A 25,747-nucleotide genomic window follows, 5' to 3' on the forward strand; every position below is an offset into this window, starting at 1 on the left:
CGGAGTTGAGAACAACGAGGGTCGTGAATTACTCGCCCTGGACATCAGTGGGCCAAGTGGCTACACTGACCCTTTGCGCTGCCTGTTAGCTGCCCCCTGCCCGTCACCAGGGGCATGACCTCGCAAGAGAATCACTGGCCGGAATAGCCCTGACCTGGGATTTCTGTCTCTGATCATTGCTTGGGACCGGTACGCGCGCAGTGAGTCCGAGCCCTCGGAAGGACCCCCTCTTGGCCGCCTCGCGCAACGCCTCGACCAATACGAACACCGGTGCCAGCACCGCCCCGCTGCGCATCTCCTTTGCAAAGATCAAGGAGCCCCTCGAGGTTCCGAACCTGCTCGCGCTGCAGACCGAGAGCTTTGACTGGCTGCTCGGGAACGCGGCGTGGAAGGCTCGCGTCGAGGAGGCCCTTGAGTCGGGACAGGACGTCCCCACGAAGTCCGGCCTGGAGGAGATCTTCGAGGAGATCTCCCCGATCGAGGACTTCTCCGGGTCGATGTCGCTGACCTTCCGCGACCACCGCTTCGAGCCGCCGAAGAACTCCATCGACGAGTGCAAGGACCGGGACTTCACCTACGGCGCCCCGCTCTTCGTCACCGCCGAGTTCACCAACAACGAGACCGGCGAGATCAAGTCCCAGACGGTCTTCATGGGCGACTTCCCGCTCATGACCAACAAGGGCACCTTCGTCATCAACGGCACCGAGCGTGTCGTCGTCTCGCAGCTCGTCCGCTCGCCGGGCGTGTACTTCGACTCCTCCATCGACAAGACGTCCGACAAGGACATCTTCTCCGCCAAGATCATCCCGTCCCGGGGTGCCTGGCTGGAGATGGAGATCGACAAGCGCGACATGGTCGGCGTCCGCATCGACCGCAAGCGCAAGCAGTCCGTCACCGTCCTGCTCAAGGCGCTCGGCTGGACCACCGAGCAGATCCTGCAGGAGTTCGGCGAGTACGAGTCCATGCGCGCCACCCTGGAGAAGGACCACACCCAGGGCCAGGACGACGCGCTGCTCGACATCTACCGCAAGCTGCGTCCGGGCGAGCCGCCGACCCGCGAGGCCGCGCAGACGCTGCTCGAGAACCTGTACTTCAACCCGAAGCGCTACGACCTGGCCAAGGTCGGCCGCTACAAGGTCAACAAGAAGCTCGGCGCCGACGAGCCGCTGGACGCGGGTGTCCTCACCACCGACGACATCATCGCGACCATCAAGTACCTGGTGAAGCTGCACGCCGGCGAGACCGAGACGGTCGGCGAGAACGGCAACACGATCGTCGTCGAGACCGACGACATCGACCACTTCGGCAACCGCCGTCTGCGCAACGTCGGCGAGCTCATCCAGAACCAGGTCCGTACGGGTCTCGCCCGTATGGAGCGCGTCGTGCGCGAGCGCATGACGACCCAGGACGTCGAGGCGATCACGCCGCAGACCCTGATCAACATCCGGCCGGTCGTCGCCTCCATCAAGGAGTTCTTCGGCACCAGCCAGCTGTCGCAGTTCATGGACCAGAACAACCCGCTGTCCGGGCTGACGCACAAGCGTCGTCTGTCCGCGCTCGGCCCGGGTGGTCTGTCCCGTGAGCGGGCCGGCTTCGAGGTCCGTGACGTGCACCCGTCCCACTACGGACGCATGTGCCCGATCGAGACCCCCGAAGGCCCGAACATCGGTCTGATCGGCTCGCTCGCCTCGTACGGCCGGGTCAACGCCTTCGGCTTCGTCGAGACGCCGTACCGCAAGGTCGTCGACGGCCAGGTCACCGACGAGGTCGACTACCTGACCGCCGACGAGGAGGACCGCTTCGTCATCGCGCAGGCCAACGCCGCGCTCAACGACGATCTGCAGTTCACCGAGGCCCGCGTCCTGGTCCGCCGCCGCGGCGGCGAGGTCGACTACGTCTCGCCGGCCGACGTGGACTACATGGACGTCTCGCCGCGCCAGATGGTGTCGGTCGCGACCGCCATGATCCCGTTCCTCGAGCACGACGACGCCAACCGTGCCCTCATGGGCGCGAACATGATGCGTCAGGCCGTTCCGCTGATTAAGTCGGAGGCCCCGCTCGTCGGCACCGGCATGGAGTACCGCTGCGCCACCGACGCCGGTGACGTGCTCAAGGCCGAGAAGGCCGGTGTCGTCCAGGAGCTGTCGGCCGACTACATCACGGTCGCCAACGACGACGGCACGTACAACACGTACCGCCTGCACAAGTTCTCCCGGTCGAACCAGGGCACCTCGGTCAACCAGAAGGTCGTCGTGGACGAGGGCGACCGTGTGATCGAGGGCCAGGTGCTCGCCGACGGTCCCGCCACCGAGAACGGCGAGATGGCGCTCGGCAAGAACCTGCTCGTGGCGTTCATGCCGTGGGAGGGTCACAACTACGAGGACGCGATCATCCTGTCGCAGCGCCTCGTGCAGGACGACGTCCTCTCCTCGATCCACATCGAGGAGCACGAGGTCGACGCCCGTGACACCAAGCTCGGCCCCGAGGAGATCACCCGGGACATCCCGAACGTCTCCGAGGAGGTCCTCGCCGACCTCGACGAGCGCGGCATCATCCGCATCGGCGCCGAGGTCGTCGCCGGCGACATCCTGGTCGGCAAGGTCACCCCGAAGGGTGAGACCGAGCTGACCCCGGAGGAGCGCCTGCTCCGCGCGATCTTCGGTGAGAAGGCCCGTGAGGTCCGTGACACCTCGCTGAAGGTCCCGCACGGCGAGACCGGCAAGGTCATCGGCGTCCGCGTCTTCGACCGCGAGGAGGGCGACGAGCTTCCTCCGGGCGTGAACCAGCTGGTCCGCGTCTACGTGGCCCAGAAGCGCAAGATCACCGATGGTGACAAGCTCGCCGGCCGTCACGGCAACAAGGGCGTCATCTCGAAGATCCTGCCGATCGAGGACATGCCGTTCCTGGAGGACGGCACCCCGGTCGACATCATCCTCAACCCGCTGGGTGTGCCGTCCCGAATGAACCCGGGACAGGTCCTGGAGATCCACCTCGGCTGGCTCGCCAGCCGCGGCTGGGACGTCTCCGGCCTCGCGGACGAGTGGGCGCAGCGCCTGCAGGCCATCGGCGCCGACCAGGTCGCCCCGGGCACCAACGTCGCGACCCCGGTCTTCGACGGTGCGCGTGAGGACGAGCTCGCGGGTCTGCTGCAGCACACCATCCCGAACCGCGACGGCGAGCGCATGGTGCTCCCGTCCGGCAAGGCCCGGCTGTTCGACGGCCGCTCCGGCGAGCCGTTCCCGGACCCGATCTCGGTCGGGTACATGTACATCCTCAAGCTGCACCACCTGGTCGACGACAAGCTGCACGCCCGTTCGACCGGTCCGTACTCGATGATCACCCAGCAGCCGCTGGGTGGTAAGGCCCAGTTCGGTGGTCAGCGCTTCGGTGAGATGGAGGTGTGGGCGCTGGAGGCATACGGCGCCGCGTACGCCCTCCAGGAGCTGCTGACGATCAAGTCCGACGACGTGACCGGCCGCGTGAAGGTCTACGAGGCCATCGTCAAGGGCGAGAACATCCCTGAGCCCGGCATCCCCGAGTCCTTCAAGGTGCTCATCAAGGAGATGCAGTCCCTGTGCCTCAACGTGGAGGTGCTGTCCTCGGACGGCATGTCCATCGAGATGCGCGACACCGACGAGGACGTCTTCCGCGCTGCGGAGGAGCTCGGTATCGACCTGTCCCGGCGCGAGCCGAGCAGCGTCGAAGAGGTCTGACGGGAGTCCGGTGCGGGGACTCGGTGCTTTGCCGCTGAGTCCCCCGCCGGCCCCAGGACCCCCGTTTCAGACCCCTAAGACTTACAACCCTGAGAGGGATTGACGCATAGTGCTCGACGTCAACTTCTTCGATGAGCTCCGGATCGGTCTGGCCACCGCTGACGACATCCGTCAGTGGAGCCACGGCGAGGTCAAGAAGCCCGAGACCATCAACTACCGCACCCTGAAGCCCGAGAAGGACGGACTCTTCTGCGAGAAGATCTTCGGTCCGACCCGGGACTGGGAGTGCTACTGCGGCAAGTACAAGCGCGTCCGCTTCAAGGGCATCATCTGTGAGCGGTGTGGCGTCGAGGTCACCCGCGCCAAGGTGCGCCGTGAGCGGATGGGCCACATCGAGCTCGCCGCGCCCGTCACCCACATCTGGTACTTCAAGGGCGTCCCGTCGCGTCTGGGCTACCTGCTCGACCTCGCCCCGAAGGACCTGGAGAAGGTCATCTACTTCGCGGCGTACATGATCACGTACGTCGACGAGGAGCGCCGCACCCGCGACCTGCCCTCGCTGGAGGCCCACGTCTCCGTCGAGCGCCAGCAGATCGAGAACCGCCGCGACGCCGACCTCGAGGCCCGCGCCAAGAAGCTCGAGACCGACCTGGCCGAGCTGGAGGCCGAGGGCGCCAAGGCCGACGTGCGCCGCAAGGTGCGCGAGGGCGCCGAGCGTGAGATGAAGCAGCTGCGCGACCGCGCGCAGCGCGAGATCGACCGTCTCGACGAGGTCTGGAACCGCTTCAAGAACCTCAAGGTCCAGGACCTGGAGGGCGACGAGCTCCTCTACCGCGAGCTGCGTGACCGCTTCGGCACGTACTTCGACGGCTCGATGGGCGCCGCGGCGCTGCAGAAGCGCCTGGAGTCCTTCGACCTGGAGGAGGAGGCCGAGCGCCTCCGCGAGATCATCCGGACCGGCAAGGGCCAGAAGAAGACCCGTGCGCTCAAGCGCCTCAAGGTCGTCTCCGCGTTCCTGCAGACCGCGAACAGCCCCAAGGGCATGGTTCTCGACTGCGTCCCGGTGATCCCGCCGGACCTGCGTCCGATGGTGCAGCTGGACGGTGGCCGCTTCGCGACCTCCGACCTGAACGACCTGTACCGCCGTGTGATCAACCGCAACAACCGTCTGAAGCGTCTGCTCGACCTCGGTGCCCCCGAGATCATCGTGAACAACGAGAAGCGGATGCTCCAGGAGGCGGTCGACGCCCTCTTCGACAACGGCCGTCGTGGTCGCCCGGTCACGGGCCCCGGCAACCGTCCGCTGAAGTCCCTCAGCGACATGCTGAAGGGCAAGCAGGGTCGTTTCCGTCAGAACCTGCTCGGCAAGCGTGTCGACTACTCGGCGCGTTCCGTCATCGTCGTCGGTCCGCAGCTGAAGCTGCACCAGTGCGGTCTGCCCAAGGCCATGGCGCTGGAGCTCTTCAAGCCGTTCGTGATGAAGCGCCTGGTCGACCTGAACCACGCGCAGAACATCAAGAGCGCCAAGCGGATGGTCGAGCGCGGCCGCACGGTCGTGTACGACGTCCTCGAAGAGGTCATCGCCGAGCACCCGGTTCTGCTGAACCGTGCGCCCACGCTGCACCGCCTCGGCATCCAGGCCTTCGAGCCGCAGCTGGTCGAGGGCAAGGCCATCCAGATCCACCCGCTCGTCTGCACCGCGTTCAACGCGGACTTCGACGGTGACCAGATGGCCGTGCACCTGCCGCTGTCCGCGGAGGCGCAGGCCGAGGCCCGCATCCTGATGCTGTCCTCGAACAACATCCTCAAGCCGGCCGACGGCCGTCCGGTGACGATGCCGACCCAGGACATGGTCCTCGGTCTGTTCTTCCTCACCACCGACGGCGAGATGCGGGACGTCAAGGGCGAGGGCCGTTCGTTCGGCTCGACGGCCGAGGCGATCATGGCGTTCGACGCGGGCGAGCTCTCGCTCCAGTCGAAGGTCGACATCCGCTTCCCGATCGGCACCGTTCCGCCGCGCGGCTGGGTTCCCCCGGTCGCCGAGGAGGGCGAGCCGGAGTGGCAGCAGGGTGACTCGTTCCGCCTGAACACGACCCTGGGCCGTGCGCTCTTCAACGAGCTGCTGCCCGAGGACTACCCGTTCGTCGACTACGAGGTCGGCAAGAAGCAGCTCTCCGAGATCGTCAACGACCTCGCCGAGCGCTACCCCAAGGTCATCGTGGCGGCGACGCTCGACAACCTGAAGGCGGCCGGCTTCTACTGGGCGACCCGTTCCGGCGTCACCGTGGCCATCTCCGACGTCGTCGTCCCCGAGGCGAAGAAGGAGATCGTCGCCCGCTGGGAGGCCGCGGACGAGAAGGTCCAGAAGCAGTACGAGCGCGGTCTGATCACCAAGGACGAGCGCACGCAGGAGCTCATCGGGATCTGGACCAACGCGACCAACGAGGTCGCCGAGGCCATGAACGACAACTTCCCGAAGACCAACCCCATCTTCATGATGGTGAACTCGGGCGCCCGAGGAAACATGATGCAGATGCGCCAGATCGCGGGTATGCGCGGTCTGGTGTCGAACGCCAAGAACGAGACCATCCCGCGTCCGATCAAGGCGTCCTTCCGCGAGGGCCTGTCCGTGCTCGAGTACTTCATCTCGACGCACGGTGCCCGTAAGGGTCTCGCCGACACCGCCCTGCGTACCGCCGACTCGGGTTACCTGACCCGTCGTCTGGTGGACGTCTCGCAGGACGTGATCATCCGCGAGGAGGACTGTGGCACCGACCGCGGTCTGAAGCTGCGGATCGCGGCGAAGGACGAGGCCGGCGTGCTGCGCAAGGCCGAGGACGTCGAGACCAGCGTGTACGCGCGCTGCCTCGCCGAGGACGTCGTCGTCGACGGCAAGGTGCTGGCCCCGGCCGGCGTCGACCTCGGTGACGTGCTCATCGAGCAGCTGGTCCAGGCGGGCGTCGAGGAGGTCAAGACCCGCTCGGTCCTGACCTGTGAGTCCGCCGTCGGCACCTGCGCCATGTGCTACGGCCGCTCGCTGGCCACCGGCAAGCTGGTCGACATCGGTGAGGCGGTCGGCATCATCGCCGCCCAGTCCATCGGTGAGCCCGGTACCCAGCTGACGATGCGTACCTTCCACACCGGTGGTGTGGCCGGTGACGACATCACCCAGGGTCTGCCGCGTGTCGTCGAGCTCTTCGAGGCCCGTCAGCCCAAGGGTGTCGCCCCGATCTCGGAGGCGGCCGGCCGCGTCCGCATCGAGGAGACCGAGAAGACCAAGAAGATCGTCGTCACCCCGGACGACGGCAGCGACGAGACGGCCTACCCGATCTCGAAGCGTGCCCGTCTGCTCGTGGGCGAGGGCGACCACGTCGAGGTGGGCCAGAAGCTCACCGTGGGTGCCACCAACCCGCACGACGTGCTGCGCATCCTGGGTCAGCGCGCCGTCCAGGTCCACCTGGTCGGCGAGGTCCAGAAGGTCTACAACTCGCAGGGTGTGTCGATCCACGACAAGCACATCGAGATCATCATCCGGCAGATGCTGCGCCGCGTGACGATCATCGAGTCCGGCGACGCGGAGCTGCTGCCGGGCGAGCTCGTGGAGCGCTCGCGCTTCGAGCAGGAGAACCGTCGTGTGGTCACCGAGGGCGGTCACCCCGCCTCCGGCCGTCCGCAGCTGATGGGTATCACCAAGGCCTCGCTGGCGACGGAGTCCTGGCTGTCGGCCGCCTCCTTCCAGGAGACGACCCGAGTCCTGACGGATGCGGCGATCAACGCCAAGTCCGACAGCCTCATCGGCCTCAAGGAGAACGTCATCATCGGTAAGCTCATCCCGGCCGGTACGGGTCTGTCCCGCTACCGCAACATCCGGGTCGAGCCGACCGAGGAGGCCAAGGCCGCGATGTACTCGGCCGTCGGCTACGACGACATCGACTACTCGCCGTTCGGCACCGGCTCCGGCCAGGCCGTTCCGCTGGAGGACTACGACTACGGTCCGTACAACCAGTAAGAGGCGAGTCGCCTGACCGAAGGGCGGTCACCCCGTGGGGGTGGCCGCCCTTCGGCGTCCGCGGCCCCGTGACGGCCCTCTGACGGGCCTTGGCAGCCCTGTGACGCCTGTGGTGTCAGGGTGCGCGTGGGCATTTGTTTTGACCGGAGTCGGTACGGTAGGTACGCTCAGACCTTGTGCCTGGGGTGTGCCTGGGCTCTTGTGCGTGTCGTCAGCCGCATGGAGAGCTCGTTCACGGCCACCGCAATCCGTGACTTCCCGCGTTTCGGCGAGGGTCCTCCGGATTCGACACACCCGACCGCGTGGGTCGGCAACGTTCCAGGTTAGCTTTACTACACGGCACACAGAAACCGGAGAAGTAGTGCCTACGATCCAGCAGCTGGTCCGGAAGGGCCGGCAGGACAAGGTCGAGAAGAACAAGACGCCCGCCCTCGAGGGTTCGCCCCAGCGTCGCGGCGTCTGCACGCGTGTGTTCACGACCACCCCGAAGAAGCCGAACTCGGCCCTCCGTAAGGTCGCGCGTGTGCGTCTGACCTCGGGCATCGAGGTCACGGCCTACATTCCGGGTGAGGGACACAACCTGCAGGAGCACTCCATCGTGCTCGTGCGTGGTGGCCGTGTGAAGGACCTGCCGGGTGTTCGCTACAAGATCATCCGTGGCTCCCTTGACACGCAGGGCGTCAAGAACCGCAAGCAGGCCCGCAGCCGCTACGGCGCCAAGAAGGAGAAGTAAGAATGCCTCGTAAGGGCCCCGCCCCGAAGCGCCCGGTCATCATCGACCCGGTCTACGGTTCTCCTCTTGTCACCTCGCTGATCAACAAGATCCTGCTCAACGGCAAGCGTTCCACTGCCGAGCGGATCGTGTACGGCGCCATGGAAGGCCTCCGCGAGAAGACCGGCCAGGACCCGGTCATCACGCTGAAGCGCGCCCTCGAGAACGTCAAGCCGTCCCTCGAGGTCAAGTCCCGCCGTGTCGGTGGCGCCACCTACCAGGTGCCGATCGAGGTCAAGCCCGGTCGCGCCTCCACCCTCGCGCTGCGTTGGCTCGTCGGTTACTCCCGCGCCCGTCGCGAGAAGACCATGACCGAGCGCCTCATGAACGAGCTGCTGGACGCCTCGAACGGCCTCGGCGCTTCGGTCAAGAAGCGTGAGGACACGCACAAGATGGCCGAGTCCAACAAGGCCTTCGCGCACTACCGCTGGTAGTCGCAGTCCACATCGAGACCGAGAGAAGACTGAAGCCTCATGGCTACCACTTCGCTTGACCTGGCCAAGGTGCGCAACATCGGCATCATGGCCCACATCGACGCGGGCAAGACGACCACCACCGAGCGGATCCTGTTCTACACCGGTGTGTCGTACAAGATCGGTGAGGTCCACGACGGCGCCGCCACGATGGACTGGATGGAGCAGGAGCAGGAGCGTGGCATCACGATCACCTCTGCTGCCACCACCTGCCACTGGCCGCTCGAGAACGTCGACCACACGATCAACATCATCGACACGCCGGGTCACGTCGACTTCACCGTCGAGGTGGAGCGTTCCCTGCGCGTGCTCGACGGTGCCGTGACGGTGTTCGACGGCGTGGCCGGCGTCGAGCCCCAGTCCGAGACCGTGTGGCGGCAGGCGGACCGTTACGGCGTTCCGCGTATCTGCTTCGTCAACAAGCTCGACCGCACCGGCGCGGAGTTCTTCCGCTGCGTCGGCATGATCGAGGACCGTCTGGGCGCGCAGCCGATCGTCATGCAGCTGCCGATCGGCGCCGAGGCCGACTTCCAGGGCGTCGTCGACCTCGTCCGCATGAAGGCCCTCGTGTGGTCCGCCGAGGCCACCAAGGGCGAGATGTACGACGTCGTCGACATCCCGGCTTCCCACACCGAGCTGGCCGAGGAGTACCGCGGCAAGCTCATCGAGGCCGTCGCCGAGAACGACGAGGCGATCATGGAGCTGTACCTCGAGGGCGAAGAGCCCACCGAGGAGCAGCTGTACGCGGCCGTGCGCCGCATCACCATCGCCTCCGGCAAGTCCAAGGACACCACGGTCACCCCGGTGTTCTGCGGCACCGCGTTCAAGAACAAGGGCGTCCAGCCCCTGCTCGACGCGGTCGTGCGCTACCTCCCCTCCCCGCTCGACGTCGAGGCCATCGAGGGCCACGCCGTGAACGACCCGGAGGAGGTCGTCAAGCGCAAGCCGTCCGACGACGAGCCGCTGTCGGCCCTCGCGTTCAAGATCATGAGCGACCCGCACCTGGGCAAGCTCACCTTCGTCCGCGTGTACTCCGGCCGTCTCGAGTCCGGTTCTTCTGTCCTGAACTCCGTGAAGGGCAAGAAGGAGCGCATCGGCAAGATCTACCGCATGCACGCGAACAAGCGTGAGGAGATCGACTCGGTGGGCGCCGGCGACATCGTCGCCGTGATGGGTCTCAAGCAGACCACCACCGGTGAGACGCTCTGTGACGACAAGGCCCCGGTCATCCTGGAGTCCATGGACTTCCCGGCCCCGGTCATCCAGGTCGCCATCGAGCCGAAGTCCAAGGGCGACCAGGAGAAGCTGGGTGTCGCCATCCAGCGCCTCGCGGAGGAGGACCCCTCCTTCCAGGTCCACTCGGACGAGGAGACCGGCCAGACCATCATCGGCGGCATGGGCGAGCTGCACCTCGAGGTGCTCGTCGACCGTATGCGCCGTGAGTTCAAGGTCGAGGCCAACGTCGGCAAGCCGCAGGTCGCGTACCGCGAGACGATCCGCAAGGCCGTCGAGCGCGTCGACTTCACGCACAAGAAGCAGACCGGTGGTACCGGTCAGTTCGCCAAGGTCCAGATCGGCATCGAGCCGATCGAGGGCGGCGAGAGCTCCTACGAGTTCGTGAACAAGGTCACCGGTGGTCGTATCCCGAAGGAGTACATCCCTTCGGTCGACGCCGGCGCGCAGGAGGCCATGCAGTTCGGCATCCTCGCCGGTTACGAGATGACCGGTGTCCGCGTGATCCTGCACGACGGTGCGTACCACGAGGTCGACTCCTCCGAGCTCGCCTTCAAGATCGCCGGCTCGCAGGCCTTCAAGGAGGCCGCGCGCAAGGCTTCGCCCGTGCTGCTCGAGCCGATGATGGCCGTCGAGGTCACCACGCCCGAGGACTACATGGGTGAGGTCATCGGCGACATCAACTCCCGCCGTGGCCAGATCCAGGCCATGGAGGAGCGTCACGGTGCTCGCATCGTGAAGGGCCTCGTGCCCCTCTCGGAGATGTTCGGCTACGTCGGAGACCTCCGCAGCAAGACCTCGGGTCGCGCAAGCTACTCGATGCAGTTCGACTCCTACGCCGAGGTTCCGCGGAACGTCGCCGAGGAGATCATCGCGAAGGCCAAGGGCGAGTAACGCACCGCGTTCCACGCTTTAGGCTTGACCCGACCGCCGGGGTGACGACCCCAACCCGGAGCACCGGACCCCGGCGGCCGGCATCCCAGCAAAGATCACCTGGCGCCGATGAGTAAGGCGTACAGAACCACTCCCCAGGAGGACCCCAGTGGCGAAGGCGAAGTTCGAGCGGACTAAGCCGCACGTCAACATCGGCACCATCGGTCACATCGACCACGGTAAGACGACCCTCACGGCCGCCATTACCAAGGTGCTGCACGACAAGTACCCGGACCTGAACGAGGCCTCGGCCTTCGACCAGATCGACAAGGCTCCCGAGGAGCGCCAGCGCGGTATCACCATCTCCATCGCGCACGTCGAGTACCAGACGGAGTCGCGTCACTACGCGCACGTCGACTGCCCGGGTCACGCTGACTACATCAAGAACATGATCACCGGTGCGGCGCAGATGGACGGCGCCATCCTCGTGGTCGCCGCCACCGACGGCCCGATGCCGCAGACCAAGGAGCACGTGCTCCTGGCCCGCCAGGTCGGCGTTCCGTACATCGTCGTCGCCCTGAACAAGGCCGACATGGTGGACGACGAGGAGATCCTGGAGCTCGTCGAGCTCGAGGTGCGTGAGCTCCTCTCCGAGTACGAGTTCCCGGGCGACGACGTGCCGGTCGTCAAGGTCTCCGCTCTGAAGGCGCTCGAGGGCGACCCGGAGTGGGCCGAGTCGGTCGTCAACCTGATGAACGCTGTCGACGAGGCCATCCCGCAGCCGGAGCGCGACGTCGACAAGCCGTTCCTCATGCCGATCGAGGACGTCTTCACCATCACCGGTCGCGGTACGGTCGTCACCGGCCGTATCGAGCGTGGTGTCCTGAAGGTCAACGAGACCGTCGACATCATCGGCATCAAGACCGAGAAGACCACCACCACGGTCACCGGTATCGAGATGTTCCGCAAGCTCCTCGACGAGGGCCAGGCCGGTGAGAACGTCGGTCTGCTCCTCCGTGGCATCAAGCGCGAGGACGTCGAGCGCGGCCAGGTCATCATCAAGCCGGGCTCGGTCACGCCGCACACCAACTTCGAGGCGCAGGCGTACATCCTGTCGAAGGACGAGGGTGGCCGTCACACCCCGTTCTTCAACAACTACCGCCCGCAGTTCTACTTCCGTACCACGGACGTGACCGGCGTCGTGACCCTCCCCGAGGGCACCGAGATGGTCATGCCGGGCGACAACACCACCATGTCCGTCGAGCTGATCCAGCCCGTCGCCATGGAGGAGGGCCTCAAGTTCGCCATCCGTGAGGGTGGCCGGACCGTGGGCGCCGGCCAGGTCACCAAGATCACGAAGTAATTCGTGTTCTGACCTGGTAGCTCGCTGAGCTGCAACGCAAGGGCCCCGCACCGAGAGGTGCGGGGCCCTTCGCGTTTGTGCTCGGCGGCTCTCGGCCGGGCCAGGGTCGGTCAGCCCGTGGCCGGGGCCGGTCAGCCCGTGGTCGGGGCCTCCGGGCGCCAGGTCCACGGGTGGGCGTCGGCCCCGAGGCCGACCGCGAGCGCGCCGCGCGGGGTCAGCCGCAGGGCCGCGTTGCCCACGGGGACGGCGCCCTGCGTACGGGTGTGCAGCGCGTCGCCGCGGCGCAGCCGGAGCCGGCCGCGCAGGTCCCGGCCCAGCAGGACGGTGCCGCGCGCGTCCGCGGCGGCGGCCACCGTGCCGTACCCGTCGAACGAGGCGCTGCGCGGCGTTCCGCCGGTGGCGGGCGTGCGCAGCAGCTGCGGGGCGGCCGGGGCGCGGAAGTACACGTCCACGGCGGCGGCCGTGGCGACGGCGGCCACCGGGTCGCCGGCCACCGGCAGCGGCTTGTCCTCCCGTCCGTCCACCCAGTGCCGGATCTCGGCGCGGCCCGCGGCGAACAGATGAACCCGGCCGCGCCCGTCGACCAGCGCCTGCAGGCCGTCCTGGACCTCCGCGTCGCCGGGCAGCTGCCGCCAGCGCTCCCAGCCGCCGTCGGCCCGGCGGACCCGGGTGGACACGCCCTTGTCCGCGTTGCGCACGAAGACGTGCACGCGGCCGTCGGGCGCGGCGACCGCGACGGGCACGCCGATGCGGCGGCCGCGGTCGTCACCGCGCTCGGGGTTGTCCAGGCCCTTCCACGCGTGGAACGGGCCGTCGGGGGAGCGCTGCTCCAGGACGACCAGCTCCCGGTGGTTGGCGCCGCCGTGGCCGCCGAGGGCGGAGAACCGCAGGGCGAACAGCAGGACGCGGCCGTCCTTCAGCGTCGCCGCGCCCAGCGCGGGGGCGAGCGGGCCGCCGCCCAGGTCCTCGGGGTCGGTCCACAGTCCGCTGCCGGGCGCGGTCTCGCGCCAGCGGACCGCGCGCAGGCCGAGGACGCCGTACGCGGTGAGCCGCCCGTCCTGGCCGGTGACGACCACCGGGCCCTGGTCGGGGTGGCGGTGGTGGGTGGCCCGCACCCAGCCCTTGACGTTCTTCAGCGGCCGGTCGCCGCCGACGCTGTAGTCGCCGCAGCCGGAGGGGTTGCCGCACTGCCAGGAGACGTCGCCGCCGTACGGGACGAGGTGCGCGGCCTTCTCCTTGAGCACGGCGGAGGGGAGGTTCTTGGGCCAGTGCCGGTTGTAGTACCCGCGGAAGGCGGTGGCGGCGAAGGCCGGCACCTCGCCGCCGGACTCGCTGGCCTCGGCGACCCGGCGGATCATCGCGGCCCAGCTGAAGGAGGCGACGGCGGTGTGGTCGGCGTGGTCGGAGTAGCCGGGCTGCTCGCTGTCGAACTTCCGCTTCTTCTCGTCGCTGTGCTGGATGTCCGGGTCCGGGTCCAGGGTGTGGATCACCGTCGGCCGGTAGGTCTCCATCAGCCCGGCGAGCACGTCGACGAGGCCGTCGAAGTCGTAGGTGGAGGACGTGGTGACGGGGGAGTCGGCGGAGACGACGGTCCGCAGGTCCAGCGCGCGGTCGCTCCACAGCGCGGGCAGCGCCATCCAGCGGCGGGGCGTGTGCATGGGCAGGTTGAGGTAGATCAGCTCGACGCGGCGGTCGCCGTGGGCGAGCGTGTTGATCTCGGCGGTGCGGCCGCCGCGCAGGGTGACGACGTCCTTCTGCCAGGGCGTGAAGCGGCCGAGCCCGAGGGCCTCGGCGTACGACTGGCGCAGGCCCTGGTGGCGGGCGGAGGAGTACGCCGGCCGGTCGGCGGGGGTGTTCGCGCGGCCGCGGCCGGGGACGTGGTTCTTGCCGTCGTGCTCGCCGGCGCTGACGTACACGCAGACCACGGGGACGCCGGCGTCGAGCATCCGCTGCCCGTCGGGGTTCATGAAGTACAGGTCGTCGTCGGGGTGGGCGGCGATCTGCATGAGCTGCGCCCGCCGCGTTCCGCCGATGGGCAGGCCGGGCGCGGGATCGGCCGCGCGGGCCTTGCGGCGCGGCGGCGGGGGCACGGAGCAGCCGGTGAGCCCGCCGAGCGCGGCGAGCGACAGCGCGGCGGCCGAGGCGAGCACACCGCGACGCCGGACGGTGGTGCGCCGGGGCACCGGTACGGCCGCGGGATCGGATCCGGATATGTGATCGGGCGTGTCTGCGCGCACTGTGCTGCTCCGTCCGCTTCCCCCGCAGCGGTCCGGCGCGTGCTGCCCCCGTACTGCGTACTGACTGACCTCGGTGGTGGCCGGCAGGGCCCGGTCGTGGCCGGCTGCCGCGTCTGACTAGACGGTGCGGGGCGGCGGAGGGTTGCCCGGTGGCGCGGGTTCCGCGGCGTGGCGTACGTCTCCCGTGCCGAGGTGGACCCGGGCCCTGACCCGCATCGGCTCGTCGCCGCGCCGGGCGAGCAGCACGAGCTCGGTGACGCGGGCGGTCATGGGCGCGAGCAGCGCCTCCGCCTCGCGCACGAGCGGGTGCGGGTCGGGGCCGCGGCCCAGGGAGAGGTGCGGGGTGTAGCCGTGCGAGCTGCCGCCGCAGAGCGGGAAGCGGAGCTCCAGGGACTCGCGCAGCCGCGCCCAGGGCTCGTGCCCGGCCGCGGCGGGGTCGAGCCAGACGGTCGCGTCCTCGCGGTGCCCGAACCAGTGCACGCCGGAGAGCCGGGCGGTGAACGGCGGGGTCTCCGCGAGAGCCGCCGCGACGAGCGGCAGGGCCCGCTCGAACTCGGCCTCCGGGACGAATCCGAAGAGCACGTTCACGTGCGGCGGCCACCGGCGGATCTGCCGGTCGTGCGCCCGGCGCAGATGCTGGATCGGCGGCCACAGCCGGTCCGGCGGCACCCAGGCGACGGCAGTGCGGTGCGTCGGCGGCACGGCGAGCACGTCGCCGGGGGCCGGGTCGGGCCCGACGAGCCCGTCGACGGCCTCCCCGAGCCTGTCCACCCCGGAACGCCGGTCCCAGACCACGCGCCCGTCCGCCTCGAAGAACACGACCCGGTGCCAGGGAATCTCCCCACCCGGCACGAAGTCCACCAGCGCCACCCGCTTGGGCACCGCCCCCCGCTCCGCGATCCCCATCACGAACCGCTCGGGCTCGAACCGCGGATCCCACAGCACCCGGTGGTAGATCTCGTCGCTCGTACGCACGGTCGGCGGCTACCCGGCCTCGCGCCGCCTACCGCCGCGGCACCAGGCAGAACGGATGCCCCGCGGGGTCCTTCAGGACGCGCCAGCGGGTGGGTTCGGGCTGGTGGGGCTGGGGGAGGGCGCCGAGTTCGGTGAGGCGGGCCTCGGCGCGGTCCAGGTCGTCGACCTCCCAGCAGAGGTGGAGCTGCTGGGGGACGGCCGGGTCGGGCCAGGTCGGAGGGCGGTGGTTCTCGTCGCGCTGGAAGCCGATGAACAGGCGGCCCGAGCCGCCGAGGCCGGCGAAGTCGTCGTCCGACTTCGGGTGCGGCGGGAGGCCGGTGGCCTGCTGGTAGAAGGCCATCAGCGCCATGGGGTCGGGGCAGTCGAGGGTGATCGCGGAGAGGGTCATCAGCGGGGCCACGGCGTCTCCCGGGGGCGAGGATGATCACGGCCCGGAAAGGAAACAGCCTCCGCGTGCGTACCGCATCCCGTTTTCGGGATGTGGGCACCATCGGCGCATCCCGGGACTCGCGCGCCCCTGTGTGTAGCCGCACGTGACGTGGGGTACAGTCTTCGGCCCGATTGGCGGCCCGGGGGGCGGGTATGGCAGACTGTCGGGGTTGCTCGGTTGAGTGCCGATGCTGCGCGCCTCCCGCCGGGAGGACCGGAAGCGAGTCCCACAGTACTCGTCGTCCCTTGTCAGGGGCGGACGTACGGGAATCTTCCGGGAAGCGTCAGCGGGGTGCCGGCCAGGCGCCCGGTGGGTGTTCGTGCCCCCGGCTTCGCGGGTTTTCTGGGCCCGTACCCCCTTGGTTGGGAAATCCTTCGGGTTTCTTCGTAGAGGGAGTGCGACACGCCCGACCGCGTGGGTCGGAGAAACGAGTCGGTAGAACCCCCGGGTTCCAGAGCGTTACGAGAGACAGGACTACTGAGTAGCCATGGCGGGACAGAAGATCCGCATCCGGCTCAAGGCCTACGACCACGAGGTCATCGACTCCTCGGCGAAGAAGATCGTCGAGACGGTGACGCGCACTGGTGCGTCGGTCGCGGGCCCGGTGCCGCTGCCCACTGAGAAGAACGTGTACTGCGTCATCAAGTCGCCGCACAAGTACAAGGACTCGCGCGAGCACTTCGAGATGCGCACGCACAAGCGCCTGATCGACATCCTCGACCCGACGCCGAAGACCGTTGACTCCCTGATGCGACTCGACCTCCCGGCCGGTGTCGACATCGAGATCAAGCTCTGAGGGTCGGTGATCTGAGAATGGCTAAGCAGATCAAGGGCATCCTGGGCGAGAAGCTCGGCATGACGCAGGTCTGGGACGAGAACAACCGTGTCGTCCCGGTCACCGTCGTCAAGGCCGGCCCGAACGTCGTGACCCAGGTCCGTACGAACGACACCGACGGCTACGAGTCGGTCCAGATCGCCTTCGGCGAGATCGACCCGCGCAAGGTGAACAAGCCCCTCAAGGGCCACTTCGCCAAGGCCGACGTCACCCCGCGCCGCCACCTGGTGGAGCTCCGCACCGCTGACGCCTCCGAGTACACGCTCGGCCAGGAGATCACCGCCGAGGTCTTCGAGGCCGGCGTGAAGGTCGACGTCACCGGCAAGAGCAAGGGCAAGGGCTTCGCCGGTGCCATGAAGCGCCACAACTTCCGTGGTGGCAAGGCCTCCCACGGTGCCCACCGCGTGCACCGCAAGCCGGGTTCGATCGGTGGCTGCGCCACCCCGGGCCGCGTCTTCAAGGGCATGCGCATGGCCGGCCGCATGGGCAACGAGCGCGTGACCACCCAGAACCTGACCGTTCACGCCGTTGACGCGGAGAAGGGCCTGCTCCTCATCAAGGGCGCGGTTCCTGGTCCGAACGGCGGCCTCGTCCTGGTCCGCACCGCGGCCAAGGGGGCCTGAGGATATGAGCACCATTGACATTCTGTCGCCCTCCGGCGACAAGACCGGGACCGTCGAGCTCCCGGCCGAGATCTTCGGCGCCAAGGTCAGCATCCCGCTGATCCACCAGGTCGTCGTCGCGCAGCTGGCCGCCGCCCGTCAGGGCACGCACAAGGTCAAGACGCGTGGCGAGGTCCGTGGTGGTGGCCGCAAGCCGTACCGCCAGAAGGGCACCGGCCGCGCCCGTCAGGGTTCGACCCGCGCCCCGCAGTTCGCCGGTGGTGGCGTCGTGCACGGTCCCGTGCCGCGTGACTACTCGCAGCGGACCCCCAAGAAGATGAAGGCCGCCGCCCTGCGTGGCGCCCTCTCCGACCGGGCGAACCACTCCCGCATCCACGTCGTCACCGGCGTGGTCGAGGGTGACATCTCCACCAAGGCCGCCAAGACGCTGTTCGGCAAGATCTCGGAGCGCAAGAACCTGCTCCTGGTCGCCGAGCGCTCCGACGAGGCCGCGTGGCTGTCCGCCCGCAACCTGCCCCAGGTCCACATCCTGGAGCCGGGCCAGCTGAACACGTACGACGTGATGCGATCCGACGACGTGGTCTTCACCAAGGCCGCTTTCGAGTCCTTCGTGTCTGGCCCCAAGGCCGCTGACAACGAGGGGAGCGAGGCCTGATGGCCGAGATCACCAGCAAGACCTTCACGGACCCGCGCGACGTCCTCGTCAAGCCGGTTGTCTCCGAGAAGAGCTACGCGCTGCTCGACGAGAACAAGTACACGTTCATCGTCGCGCCCGGCGCCAACAAGACCCAGATCAAGCAGGCCGTCGAGGCGGTCTTCTCGGTCAAGGTCACCGGGGTCAACACGATCAACCGCCAGGGCAAGCGCAAGCGCACCCGCACCGGTTTCGGCAAGCGCGCCAACACCAAGCGCGCCATCGTGACCCTTGCTGAGGGCAACCGAATCGACATCTTCGGCGGCCCGACCGCCTGACGGCGGTCGAGTCGTCCGATATCGGACGAGGACTGAGAAATGGGTATCCGCAAGTACAAGCCGACGACGCCGGGCCGCCGTGGCTCCTCCGTCGCCGACTTCGTCGAGATCACGCGGTCCACGCCGGAGAAGTCGCTGGTCCGCCCCCTGCACAGCAAGGGCGGCCGTAACAACACCGGTCGTGTGACCGTCCGCCACCAGGGCGGTGGCCACAAGCGCGCCTACCGTGTCATCGACTTCCGTCGTCACGACAAGGACGGCGTGCCGGCGAAGGTCGCTCACATCGAGTACGACCCGAACCGCACCGCGCGCATCGCGCTGCTGCACTACGCGGACGGCGAGAAGCGCTACATCATCGCCCCGCGTGGCCTCTCGCAGGGCGACCGGGTCGAGAACGGCCCCGGCGCCGACATCAAGCCCGGCAACAACCTGGCCCTCCGCAACATCCCGGTCGGTACCACGATCCACGCGATCGAGCTCCGTCCCGGTGGCGGCGCCAAGTTCGCGCGTTCCGCGGGTGCGTCCGTGCAGCTGCTGGCGAAGGAGGGCACCATGGCCCACCTCCGCATGCCGTCCGGCGAGATCCGTCTCGTCGACGCCCGCTGCCGCGCCACGATCGGTGAGGTCGGCAACGCCGAGCAGTCGAACATCAACTGGGGCAAGGCCGGCCGCAAGCGCTGGCTGGGCGTCCGCCCGACCGTCCGCGGTGTGGCGATGAACCCGGTTGACCACCCGCACGGTGGTGGTGAGGGCAAGACCTCCGGTGGTCGCCACCCGGTCTCCCCGTGGGGTCAGAAGGAGGGTCGTACTCGTTCGCCCAAGAAGGCGTCGAACAAGTACATCGTCCGCCGCCGCAAGACGAACAAGAAGCGCTAGGAGCGGGTTTAGATGCCGCGCAGTCTCAAGAAGGGGCCCTTCGTCGACGACCACCTGATCAAGAAGGTGGACGCCCAGAACGAAGCCGGCACCAAGAACGTCATCAAGACCTGGTCCCGTCGCTCGATGATCGTCCCGGCCATGCTCGGCCACACGATCGCGGTGCACAACGGCAAGACCCACGTCCCGGTGTTCGTCACCGAGTCGATGGTCGGCCACAAGCTCGGCGAGTTCTCGCCGACGCGCACCTTCCGGGGTCACGTCAAGGAAGACCGGAAGTCGAAGCGCCGCTAGTAGCGGATCGCATTCAGACACGTAAGTAACTGAAGGGACAACCATGGAAGCCAGGGCCCAGGCGCGGTACATCCGCGTCACGCCCATGAAGGCCCGCCGCGTGGTGGACCTCATCCGTGGCATGGACGCCACGGAGGCCCAGGCCGTCCTGCGATTCGCTCCGCAGGCAGCCTCCGTGCCGGTCGGCAAGGTGCTCGACAGCGCCATTGCCAACGCCGCGCACAACTACGACCACACGGACGCCTCTTCGCTGTTCATCAGCGAGGCGTACGTCGACGAGGGCCCGACCCTGAAGCGGTTCCGTCCGCGTGCCCAGGGCCGTGCCTACCGGATCCGCAAGCGGACCAGCCACATCACCGTGGTCGTCAGCAGCAAGGAAGGAACCCGGTAATGGGCCAGAAGGTTAACCCGCACGGGTTCCGGCTCGGCATCACCACGGACTTCAAGTCCCGGTGGTACGCCGACAAGCTGTACAAGGACTACGTCAAGGAAGACGTCGCCATCCGTCGGATGCTGACGTCCGGTATGGAGCGCGCCGGCATCTCCAAGGTGGAGATCGAGCGCACCCGTGACCGCGTCCGTGTGGACATCCACACCGCTCGCCCGGGCATCGTCATCGGCCGCCGCGGCGCCGAGGCCGACAAGATCCGTGGCCAGCTGGAGAAGCTGACCGGCAAGCAGGTTCAGCTGAACATCCTCGAGGTCAAGAACCCCGAGGTCGACGCTCAGCTCGTGGCCCAGGCCGTGGCCGAGCAGCTGTCCTCCCGCGTCTCCTTCCGTCGGGCCATGCGCAAGAGCATGCAGTCCGCCATGAAGGCCGGCGCCAAGGGCATCAAGATCCAGTGTGGTGGCCGTCTCGGCGGCGCCGAGATGTCCCGCTCGGAGTTCTACCGCGAGGGTCGTGTGCCGCTGCACACGCTGCGCGCGAACGTCGAGTACGGCTTCTTCGAGGCCAAGACGACCTTCGGCCGCATCGGCGTGAAGGTCTGGATCTACAAGGGCGACGTCAAGAACATCGCCGAGGTCCGCGCCGAGAACGCTGCTGCCCGCGCCGGCAACCGCCCGGCCCGTGGCGGCGCCGACCGCCCGGCCCGTGGTGGCCGCGGTGGCGAGCGTGGCGGTCGCGGTCGCAAGCCGCAGCAGGCTCCCGCTGCCGAGGCCCCCAAGGCCGACGCCGCTGCCGCTCCGGCTGCTGAGAGCACCGGAACGGAGGCCTGACCGACATGCTGATCCCCCGTAGGGTCAAGCACCGCAAGCAGCACCACCCCAAGCGCAACGGCATGTCCAAGGGTGGCACGCAGGTTGCGTTCGGCGAGTACGGCATTCAGGCCCTCACCCCGGCCTACGTGACCAACCGCCAGATCGAGGCCGCTCGTATCGCGATGACCCGCCACATCAAGCGTGGCGGCAAGGTCTGGATCAACATCTACCCGGACCGCCCCCTCACCAAGAAGCCGGCCGAGACCCGCATGGGTTCCGGTAAGGGTTCCCCGGAGTGGTGGGTCGCGAACGTCAAGCCCGGTCGGGTGATGTTCGAGCTGTCCTTCCCGAACGAGAAGATCGCACGTGAGGCTCTGACTCGCGCGGCCCACAAGCTGCCGATGAAGTGCCGGATCGTCAAGCGCGAGGCAGGTGAAGCGTGATGTCGGCCGGTACCAAGGCGTCCGAGCTGCGCGAGCTGGGCAACGAGGAGCTTGTTGCCAAGCTCCGCGAGGCCAAGGAAGAGCTGTTCAACCTCCGCTTCCAGGCGGCGACGGGCCAGCTCGAGAACCACGGCCGTCTGAAGGCGGTCCGTAAGGACATCGCCCGGATCTACACCCTCATGCGCGAGCGTGAGCTCGGCATCGAGACGGTGGAGAACGCCTGATGAGCGAGAGCAACGTGACTGAGAACAAGACCGAGCGCGGATTCCGCAAGACCCGTGAGGGTCTGGTCGTCAGCGACAAGATGGACAAGACCGTCGTCGTCGCCGTCGAGGACCGTGTGAAGCACGCGCTGTACGGCAAGGTCATCCGCCGTACCAGCAAGCTCAAGGCCCACGACGAGCAGAACGCCGCGGGTATCGGCGACCGCGTCCTCCTCATGGAGACCCGGCCGCTGTCCGCGACGAAGCGCTGGCGCGTCGTCGAGATCCTCGAGAAGGCCAAGTAATCCCTCCTAGGGGGACCCCCTAGGAACAGTTCCGCCAGGCTCGGCCGGGGCTGAGAGATCAGCCCCGGCCGGGAACCGGCAGACATTCAGGAGATAGACGTGATCCAGCAGGAGTCGCGGCTTCGCGTCGCCGACAACACTGGTGCCAAGGAGATCCTTTGCATCCGTGTTCTCGGTGGCTCGGGCCGCCGCTACGCGGGCATCGGTGACGTCATCGTCGCCACCGTCAAGGACGCGATCCCCGGTGGCAACGTGAAGAAGGGTGACGTCGTCAAGGCGGTCATCGTTCGCACCGTCAAGGAGCGCCGCCGCCAGGACGGCTCGTACATCCGCTTCGACGAGAACGCCGCCGTCATTCTGAAGAACGACGGCGACCCTCGCGGCACCCGTATCTTCGGCCCCGTGGGCCGTGAGCTGCGCGAGAAGAAGTTCATGAAGATCATCTCGCTCGCGCCGGAGGTGCTGTAAGCATGAAGATCAAGAAGGGCGACCTGGTCCAGGTCATCACCGGCAAGGACAAGGGCAAGCAGGGCAAGGTCATTGCCGCTTTCCCGCGCGACGAGCGCGTCCTGGTCGAGGGTGTCAACCGGGTCAAGAAGCACACGAAGGCCGGTCCCTCGCAGGCCGGCGGCATCGTGACCACCGAGGCCCCGATCCACGTGAGCAACGTTCAGCTCGTCGTGGAGAAGGACGGCAAGAAGGTCGTCACGCGTGTCGGTTACCGCTTCGACGACGAGGGCAACAAGATCCGCGTTGCCAAGCGGACGGGTGAGGACATCTGATGGCTACCACCACTCCGCGTCTCAAGACGAAGTACCGCGAGGAGATCGCGGGCAAGCTGCGTGAGGAGTTCTCGTACGAGAACGTCATGCAGATCCCCGGCCTCGTGAAGATCGTGGTCAACATGGGTGTCGGCGACGCCGCCCGTGACTCGAAGCTGATCGAGGGCGCGATCCGCGACCTCACCACGATCACCGGTCAGAAGCCGGCCGTCACCAAGGCCCGCAAGTCCATCGCGCAGTTCAAGCTGCGCGAGGGTCAGCCGATCGGTGCCCACGTCACGCTCCGTGGCGACCGCATGTGGGAGTTCCTGGACCGCACCCTGTCGCTCGCGCTGCCGCGCATCCGCGACTTCCGCGGCCTGTCCCCCAAGCAGTTCGACGGCCGTGGCAACTACACCTTCGGTCTCACGGAGCAGGTCATGTTCCACGAGATCGACCAGGACAAGATCGACCGCACCCGGGGTATGGACATCACCGTGGTGACCACGGCGACCAACGACGCTGAGGGCCGTGCGCTCCTCCGTCACCTCGGCTTCCCGTTCAAGGAGGCGTAAGCGAGATGGCGAAGAAGGCTCTCATCGCGAAGGCTGCCCGCAAGCCCAAGTTCGGTGTGCGTGCGTACACCCGCTGCCAGCGCTGCGGCCGCCCCCACTCCGTGTACCGCAAGTTCGGCCTGTGCCGCGTGTGCCTTCGTGAGATGGCTCACCGTGGCGAGCTGCCGGGCGTGACCAAGAGCTCCTGGTAGTCCCTGTTTTCAGGGATGACCGGAGTCTCTCGGTAAGCAATGGGCTGGCGGAGGCCCTTCTCCACATGCCGTAGGCTTGTGGGGTTGGGCGTCCGCCGCCCGTACGACTTACTACGCCGTAGGTCCACCGCACCGCACCCGCCCCGTCTCGGATCGGGGAGAGGGATGGTGCACCAGGAAACCCCGGCGAGAGAGGCCGAAGGCCAATTCATGACCATGACTGATCCGATCGCAGACATGCTCACGCGTCTGCGTAACGCGAACTCGGCGTACCACGACACCGTGTCCATGCCGCACAGCAAGATCAAGTCGAACATCGCGGAAATCCTCCAGCAGGAAGGCTTCATCTCGGGCTGGAAGGTCGAGGACGCCGAGGTCGGCAAGAACCTCGTCATCGACCTGAAGTTCGGTCCGAACCGTGAGCGCTCCATCGCGGGCATCAAGCGGATCTCGAAGCCGGGCCTCCGGGTTTACGCGAAGTCCACCAACCTGCCGAAGGTCCTCGGCGGCCTGGGCGTGGCGATCATCTCCACGTCCCACGGTCTCCTGACCGGCCAGCAGGCGCAGAAGAAGGGCGTGGGTGGGGAAGTCCTCGCCTACGTCTGGTAGTCGGGAACGGAGGAAAAGCTAATGTCGCGTATTGGCAAGCTCCCCATCACGGTTCCCGCCGGCGTGGACGTCACCATCGAGGGCCGCACGGTCACGGTGAAGGGTTCCAAGGGCACCCTCACCCACACCGTCGCCGCGCCGATCGAGATCGTTAAGGGCGAGGACGGCGTTCTGAACGTCACCCGCCCGAACGACGAGCGTCAGAACAAGGCCCTTCACGGCCTGTCCCGCACGCTGGTGGCCAACATGATCACCGGTGTGACCCAGGGGTACGTGAAGGCGCTCGAGATCAGCGGTGTCGGTTACCGCGTCGCCGCGAAGGGCTCCAACCTGGAGTTCCAGCTCGGCTACAGCCACCCGATCCTGGTGGAGGCCCCCGAGGGCATCTCCTTCAAGGTCGAGTCGCCGACCAAGTTCTCGGTCGAGGGCATCGACAAGCAGAAGGTCGGCGAGGTCGCCGCGAACATCCGCAAGCTGCGCAAGCCCGACCCGTACAAGGCCAAGGGCGTCAGGTACGCGGGCGAGGTCATCCGCCGCAAGGTCGGAAAGGCTGGTAAGTAAGCCATGGCATACGGTGTGAAGATCGCCAAGGGCGACGCTTACAAGCGCGCTGCCAAGGCGCGTCGCCACATGCGCATCCGCAAGAGCGTGTCGGGTACGGCGGAGCGTCCGCGCCTCGTCGTGACGCGTTCCAACCGCGGTATCACCGCTCAGGTCATCGACGACCTCAAGGGTCACACCCTTGCGTCGGCGTCGACCCTGGACGCGTCGATCCGCGGTGGCGAGGGTGACAAGTCCGCGCAGGCCAAGAAGGTCGGCGCCCTGGTCGCCGAGCGCGCCAAGGCCGCCGGCGTCGAGGCCGTCGTGTTCGACCGTGGTGGCAACAGGTACGCCGGGCGCATTGCCGCTCTGGCTGACGCCGCCCGCGAAGCCGGGCTGAAGTTCTAAGCCCCGGTTCCGGGACTAACGGACGTAACAGAGAGAGGTATTCCAATGGCTGGACCCCAGCGCCGCGGCAGCGGTGCCGGTGGCGGCGAGCGGCGGGACCGGAAGGGTCGCGACGGTGGCGCCGCTGCCGCCGAGAAGACCGCGTACGTTGAGCGCGTAGTCGCGATCAACCGCGTCGCCAAGGTTGTCAAGGGTGGTCGTCGTTTCTCCTTCACCGCGCTGGTCGTGGTGGGTGACGGTGACGGCACCGTGGGTGTCGGTTACGGCAAGGCCAAGGAGGTGCCGGCCGCCATCGCCAAGGGTGTGGAGGAGGCCAAGAAGCACTTCTTCAAGGTCCCCCGTATCCAGGGCACCATCCCGCACCCGATCCAGGGTGAGAAGGCGGCGGGCGTCGTCCTGCTGAAGCCTGCTTCCCCCGGTACCGGTGTGATCGCCGGTGGCCCGGTGCGCGCCGTCCTGGAGTGCGCCGGCGTTCACGACATCCTGTCGAAGTCGCTCGGCTCCGACAACGCGATCAACATCGTGCACGCGACCGTGGAGGCCCTGAAGGGTCTGCAGCGTCCCGAGGAGATCGCGGCTCGCCGTGGTCTGCCCCTCGAGGACGTCGCTCCTGCGGCTCTGCTTCGTGCGCGTGCTGGGGCGGGTGCGTAATGGCTCGCCTCAAGATCACGCAGACGAAGTCGTACATCGGCAGCAAGCAGAACCACCGCGACACCCTGCGTTCGCTCGGGCTCAAGCGCCTGAACGACGTGGTCGTCAAGGAGGACCGCCCCGAGTTCCGCGGAATGGTGCACACCGTCCGCCACCTCGTGACGGTCGAGGAGGTCGACTGAC

Annotated in this window: 29 protein-coding genes; 26 read left to right on the top strand and 3 right to left on the bottom strand. The window is 67.6% G+C overall.

Annotation, left to right across the window (positions count from 1 at the left end; genetic code table 11):
* The first annotated feature begins 230 nt into the window (after positions 1 to 230).
* The 6 genes from rpoB (at position 231) to tuf (ending at position 12,436) form a co-directional block, all read left to right on the top strand.
* Positions 231 to 3,713: a DNA-directed RNA polymerase subunit beta gene (gene rpoB, locus ACNJ93_RS18745; RefSeq protein WP_418958553.1), complete on the top strand. Its 3,483-nt coding sequence runs from the start codon at positions 231 to 233 to the stop codon at positions 3,711 to 3,713.
* A gap of 109 nt (positions 3,714 to 3,822) precedes the next feature.
* Positions 3,823 to 7,722: a DNA-directed RNA polymerase subunit beta' gene (locus tag ACNJ93_RS18750; protein WP_418958554.1), complete on the top strand. Its 3,900-nt coding sequence runs from the start codon at positions 3,823 to 3,825 to the stop codon at positions 7,720 to 7,722.
* A gap of 361 nt (positions 7,723 to 8,083) precedes the next feature.
* The gene (gene rpsL, locus ACNJ93_RS18755; RefSeq protein WP_003948652.1) at positions 8,084 to 8,455 is read left to right on the top strand and encodes a 30S ribosomal protein S12; all 372 of its coding nucleotides are present in this window, start codon (positions 8,084 to 8,086) and stop codon (positions 8,453 to 8,455) included.
* A 2-nt stretch (positions 8,456 to 8,457) separates the two neighbouring features.
* Positions 8,458 to 8,928, top strand: a complete 471-nt coding sequence (gene rpsG, locus ACNJ93_RS18760; RefSeq protein WP_418958555.1) for a 30S ribosomal protein S7 — start codon at positions 8,458 to 8,460, stop codon at positions 8,926 to 8,928.
* Between the two features lie 39 nt (positions 8,929 to 8,967).
* The gene (fusA, locus tag ACNJ93_RS18765; RefSeq protein WP_418958556.1) at positions 8,968 to 11,094 is read left to right on the top strand and encodes an elongation factor G; all 2,127 of its coding nucleotides are present in this window, start codon (positions 8,968 to 8,970) and stop codon (positions 11,092 to 11,094) included.
* Positions 11,095 to 11,242: 148 nt separating this feature from the next.
* The gene (tuf, locus tag ACNJ93_RS18770; protein ID WP_418958557.1) at positions 11,243 to 12,436 is read left to right on the top strand and encodes an elongation factor Tu; all 1,194 of its coding nucleotides are present in this window, start codon (positions 11,243 to 11,245) and stop codon (positions 12,434 to 12,436) included.
* A gap of 131 nt (positions 12,437 to 12,567) precedes the next feature.
* Here tuf and ACNJ93_RS18775 read toward each other — a convergent pair whose 3' ends face one another.
* The 3 genes from ACNJ93_RS18775 to ACNJ93_RS18785 all read right to left on the bottom strand — a co-directional run bounded on the left by ACNJ93_RS18775 (position 12,568) and on the right by ACNJ93_RS18785 (position 16,048).
* Positions 12,568 to 14,619 (bottom strand): PIG-L family deacetylase, encoded by a 2,052-nt coding sequence (locus ACNJ93_RS18775; protein ID WP_418961459.1) that lies wholly within the window; start codon positions 14,617 to 14,619, stop codon positions 12,568 to 12,570.
* A gap of 171 nt (positions 14,620 to 14,790) precedes the next feature.
* Entirely contained in the window at positions 14,791 to 15,648 is an 858-nt protein-coding gene (locus ACNJ93_RS18780) for an RNA repair domain-containing protein (protein WP_418958558.1), read from the bottom strand.
* A gap of 28 nt (positions 15,649 to 15,676) precedes the next feature.
* The gene (locus tag ACNJ93_RS18785; RefSeq protein WP_418958559.1) at positions 15,677 to 16,048 is read right to left on the bottom strand and encodes a VOC family protein; all 372 of its coding nucleotides are present in this window, start codon (positions 16,046 to 16,048) and stop codon (positions 15,677 to 15,679) included.
* Between the two features lie 517 nt (positions 16,049 to 16,565).
* Between ACNJ93_RS18785 and rpsJ the strand changes: the two genes are divergently transcribed.
* From rpsJ to rpmD, 20 genes are all read left to right on the top strand, one after another.
* Entirely contained in the window at positions 16,566 to 16,874 is a 309-nt protein-coding gene (gene rpsJ / locus ACNJ93_RS18790; protein ID WP_003948644.1) for a 30S ribosomal protein S10, read from the top strand.
* 17 nt (positions 16,875 to 16,891) lie between these two features.
* Positions 16,892 to 17,536 (top strand): 50S ribosomal protein L3, encoded by a 645-nt coding sequence (gene rplC, locus ACNJ93_RS18795; protein WP_418958560.1) that lies wholly within the window; start codon positions 16,892 to 16,894, stop codon positions 17,534 to 17,536.
* A 4-nt stretch (positions 17,537 to 17,540) separates the two neighbouring features.
* Entirely contained in the window at positions 17,541 to 18,191 is a 651-nt protein-coding gene (gene rplD / locus ACNJ93_RS18800; protein ID WP_418958561.1) for a 50S ribosomal protein L4, read from the top strand.
* Entirely contained in the window at positions 18,191 to 18,508 is a 318-nt protein-coding gene (gene rplW, locus ACNJ93_RS18805) for a 50S ribosomal protein L23 (RefSeq protein WP_030494253.1), read from the top strand. The genes rplD and rplW overlap by 1 nt, the downstream gene beginning before the upstream one ends.
* Before the next feature lie 39 nt (positions 18,509 to 18,547).
* Positions 18,548 to 19,384 carry a 50S ribosomal protein L2 gene (gene rplB, locus ACNJ93_RS18810; RefSeq protein ID WP_406862546.1) on the top strand — a complete coding sequence of 279 codons (837 nt, stop codon included), beginning with the start codon at positions 18,548 to 18,550 and terminating at the stop codon, positions 19,382 to 19,384.
* Between the two features lie 12 nt (positions 19,385 to 19,396).
* Complete coding sequence (gene rpsS / locus ACNJ93_RS18815; protein ID WP_282694361.1) at positions 19,397 to 19,678, top strand: 30S ribosomal protein S19; 282 nt, start codon at positions 19,397 to 19,399, stop codon at positions 19,676 to 19,678.
* Positions 19,679 to 19,721: 43 nt separating this feature from the next.
* Complete coding sequence (gene rplV / locus ACNJ93_RS18820; RefSeq protein WP_009327087.1) at positions 19,722 to 20,069, top strand: 50S ribosomal protein L22; 348 nt, start codon at positions 19,722 to 19,724, stop codon at positions 20,067 to 20,069.
* Positions 20,069 to 20,896 carry a 30S ribosomal protein S3 gene (gene rpsC / locus ACNJ93_RS18825; RefSeq protein WP_128985132.1) on the top strand — a complete coding sequence of 276 codons (828 nt, stop codon included), beginning with the start codon at positions 20,069 to 20,071 and terminating at the stop codon, positions 20,894 to 20,896. Before rplV ends, rpsC begins: the two co-directional genes overlap by 1 nt.
* 5 nt (positions 20,897 to 20,901) lie before the next feature.
* Complete coding sequence (gene rplP / locus ACNJ93_RS18830) at positions 20,902 to 21,321, top strand: 50S ribosomal protein L16 (protein ID WP_418958562.1); 420 nt, start codon at positions 20,902 to 20,904, stop codon at positions 21,319 to 21,321.
* Positions 21,321 to 21,545 carry a 50S ribosomal protein L29 gene (gene rpmC, locus ACNJ93_RS18835; RefSeq protein ID WP_030759371.1) on the top strand — a complete coding sequence of 75 codons (225 nt, stop codon included), beginning with the start codon at positions 21,321 to 21,323 and terminating at the stop codon, positions 21,543 to 21,545. Before rplP ends, rpmC begins: the two co-directional genes overlap by 1 nt.
* Positions 21,545 to 21,829 carry a 30S ribosomal protein S17 gene (gene rpsQ / locus ACNJ93_RS18840; protein ID WP_418958563.1) on the top strand — a complete coding sequence of 95 codons (285 nt, stop codon included), beginning with the start codon at positions 21,545 to 21,547 and terminating at the stop codon, positions 21,827 to 21,829. The genes rpmC and rpsQ overlap by 1 nt, the downstream gene beginning before the upstream one ends.
* Positions 21,830 to 21,928: 99 nt before the next feature.
* Positions 21,929 to 22,297, top strand: a complete 369-nt coding sequence (gene rplN / locus ACNJ93_RS18845; RefSeq protein ID WP_003956455.1) for a 50S ribosomal protein L14 — start codon at positions 21,929 to 21,931, stop codon at positions 22,295 to 22,297.
* Positions 22,298 to 22,299: 2 nt separating this feature from the next.
* Positions 22,300 to 22,611, top strand: a complete 312-nt coding sequence (gene rplX, locus ACNJ93_RS18850) for a 50S ribosomal protein L24 (protein WP_418958564.1) — start codon at positions 22,300 to 22,302, stop codon at positions 22,609 to 22,611.
* On the top strand, positions 22,608 to 23,165 hold the full coding sequence (gene rplE / locus ACNJ93_RS18855) for a 50S ribosomal protein L5 (RefSeq protein WP_418961460.1): 558 nt from the start codon (positions 22,608 to 22,610) through the stop codon (positions 23,163 to 23,165). The genes rplX and rplE overlap by 4 nt, the downstream gene beginning before the upstream one ends.
* Before the next feature lie 5 nt (positions 23,166 to 23,170).
* Positions 23,171 to 23,356, top strand: a complete 186-nt coding sequence (locus ACNJ93_RS18860; RefSeq protein WP_003956452.1) for a type Z 30S ribosomal protein S14 — start codon at positions 23,171 to 23,173, stop codon at positions 23,354 to 23,356.
* A 210-nt stretch (positions 23,357 to 23,566) separates the two neighbouring features.
* Complete coding sequence (rpsH, locus tag ACNJ93_RS18865) at positions 23,567 to 23,965, top strand: 30S ribosomal protein S8 (RefSeq protein WP_418961461.1); 399 nt, start codon at positions 23,567 to 23,569, stop codon at positions 23,963 to 23,965.
* A gap of 21 nt (positions 23,966 to 23,986) precedes the next feature.
* Complete coding sequence (gene rplF, locus ACNJ93_RS18870; protein ID WP_418958565.1) at positions 23,987 to 24,526, top strand: 50S ribosomal protein L6; 540 nt, start codon at positions 23,987 to 23,989, stop codon at positions 24,524 to 24,526.
* Between the two features lie 3 nt (positions 24,527 to 24,529).
* Positions 24,530 to 24,913 carry a 50S ribosomal protein L18 gene (rplR, locus tag ACNJ93_RS18875; RefSeq protein WP_418958566.1) on the top strand — a complete coding sequence of 128 codons (384 nt, stop codon included), beginning with the start codon at positions 24,530 to 24,532 and terminating at the stop codon, positions 24,911 to 24,913.
* A 45-nt stretch (positions 24,914 to 24,958) separates the two neighbouring features.
* Entirely contained in the window at positions 24,959 to 25,564 is a 606-nt protein-coding gene (gene rpsE / locus ACNJ93_RS18880) for a 30S ribosomal protein S5 (protein WP_030201551.1), read from the top strand.
* Positions 25,564 to 25,746, top strand: a complete 183-nt coding sequence (gene rpmD, locus ACNJ93_RS18885; protein ID WP_005313525.1) for a 50S ribosomal protein L30 — start codon at positions 25,564 to 25,566, stop codon at positions 25,744 to 25,746. Before rpsE ends, rpmD begins: the two co-directional genes overlap by 1 nt.
* The last annotated feature ends 1 nt before the right edge of the window (position 25,747 follow it).

Source organism: Streptomyces tritici, assembly GCF_048500665.1.
Taxonomy (GTDB): Bacteria; Actinomycetota; Actinomycetes; order Streptomycetales; family Streptomycetaceae; genus Streptomyces; species Streptomyces tritici.

What these genes read in the sequence shown, in the direction of transcription:
- rpsG (WP_418958555.1), top strand. Translation starts at nt 8,458, where the DNA reads ATGCCTCGTAAGGGCCCCGCCCCGAAGCGCCCGGTCATCATCGACCCG.
- fusA (WP_418958556.1), top strand. Translation starts at nt 8,968, where the DNA reads ATGGCTACCACTTCGCTTGACCTGGCCAAGGTGCGCAACATCGGCATC.
- rpsJ (WP_003948644.1), top strand. Translation starts at nt 16,566, where the DNA reads ATGGCGGGACAGAAGATCCGCATCCGGCTCAAGGCCTACGACCACGAG.
- rplC (WP_418958560.1), top strand. Translation starts at nt 16,892, where the DNA reads ATGGCTAAGCAGATCAAGGGCATCCTGGGCGAGAAGCTCGGCATGACG.
- rplD (WP_418958561.1), top strand. Translation starts at nt 17,541, where the DNA reads ATGAGCACCATTGACATTCTGTCGCCCTCCGGCGACAAGACCGGGACC.
- rplW (WP_030494253.1), top strand. Translation starts at nt 18,191, where the DNA reads ATGGCCGAGATCACCAGCAAGACCTTCACGGACCCGCGCGACGTCCTC.
- rplB (WP_406862546.1), top strand. Translation starts at nt 18,548, where the DNA reads ATGGGTATCCGCAAGTACAAGCCGACGACGCCGGGCCGCCGTGGCTCC.
- rpsS (WP_282694361.1), top strand. Translation starts at nt 19,397, where the DNA reads ATGCCGCGCAGTCTCAAGAAGGGGCCCTTCGTCGACGACCACCTGATC.
- rplV (WP_009327087.1), top strand. Translation starts at nt 19,722, where the DNA reads ATGGAAGCCAGGGCCCAGGCGCGGTACATCCGCGTCACGCCCATGAAG.
- rpsC (WP_128985132.1), top strand. Translation starts at nt 20,069, where the DNA reads ATGGGCCAGAAGGTTAACCCGCACGGGTTCCGGCTCGGCATCACCACG.
- rplP (WP_418958562.1), top strand. Translation starts at nt 20,902, where the DNA reads ATGCTGATCCCCCGTAGGGTCAAGCACCGCAAGCAGCACCACCCCAAG.
- rpmC (WP_030759371.1), top strand. Translation starts at nt 21,321, where the DNA reads ATGTCGGCCGGTACCAAGGCGTCCGAGCTGCGCGAGCTGGGCAACGAG.
- rpsQ (WP_418958563.1), top strand. Translation starts at nt 21,545, where the DNA reads ATGAGCGAGAGCAACGTGACTGAGAACAAGACCGAGCGCGGATTCCGC.
- rplX (WP_418958564.1), top strand. Translation starts at nt 22,300, where the DNA reads ATGAAGATCAAGAAGGGCGACCTGGTCCAGGTCATCACCGGCAAGGAC.
- ACNJ93_RS18860 (WP_003956452.1), top strand. Translation starts at nt 23,171, where the DNA reads ATGGCGAAGAAGGCTCTCATCGCGAAGGCTGCCCGCAAGCCCAAGTTC.
- rpsH (WP_418961461.1), top strand. Translation starts at nt 23,567, where the DNA reads ATGACCATGACTGATCCGATCGCAGACATGCTCACGCGTCTGCGTAAC.
- rplF (WP_418958565.1), top strand. Translation starts at nt 23,987, where the DNA reads ATGTCGCGTATTGGCAAGCTCCCCATCACGGTTCCCGCCGGCGTGGAC.
- rplR (WP_418958566.1), top strand. Translation starts at nt 24,530, where the DNA reads ATGGCATACGGTGTGAAGATCGCCAAGGGCGACGCTTACAAGCGCGCT.
- rpsE (WP_030201551.1), top strand. Translation starts at nt 24,959, where the DNA reads ATGGCTGGACCCCAGCGCCGCGGCAGCGGTGCCGGTGGCGGCGAGCGG.
- rpmD (WP_005313525.1), top strand. Translation starts at nt 25,564, where the DNA reads ATGGCTCGCCTCAAGATCACGCAGACGAAGTCGTACATCGGCAGCAAG.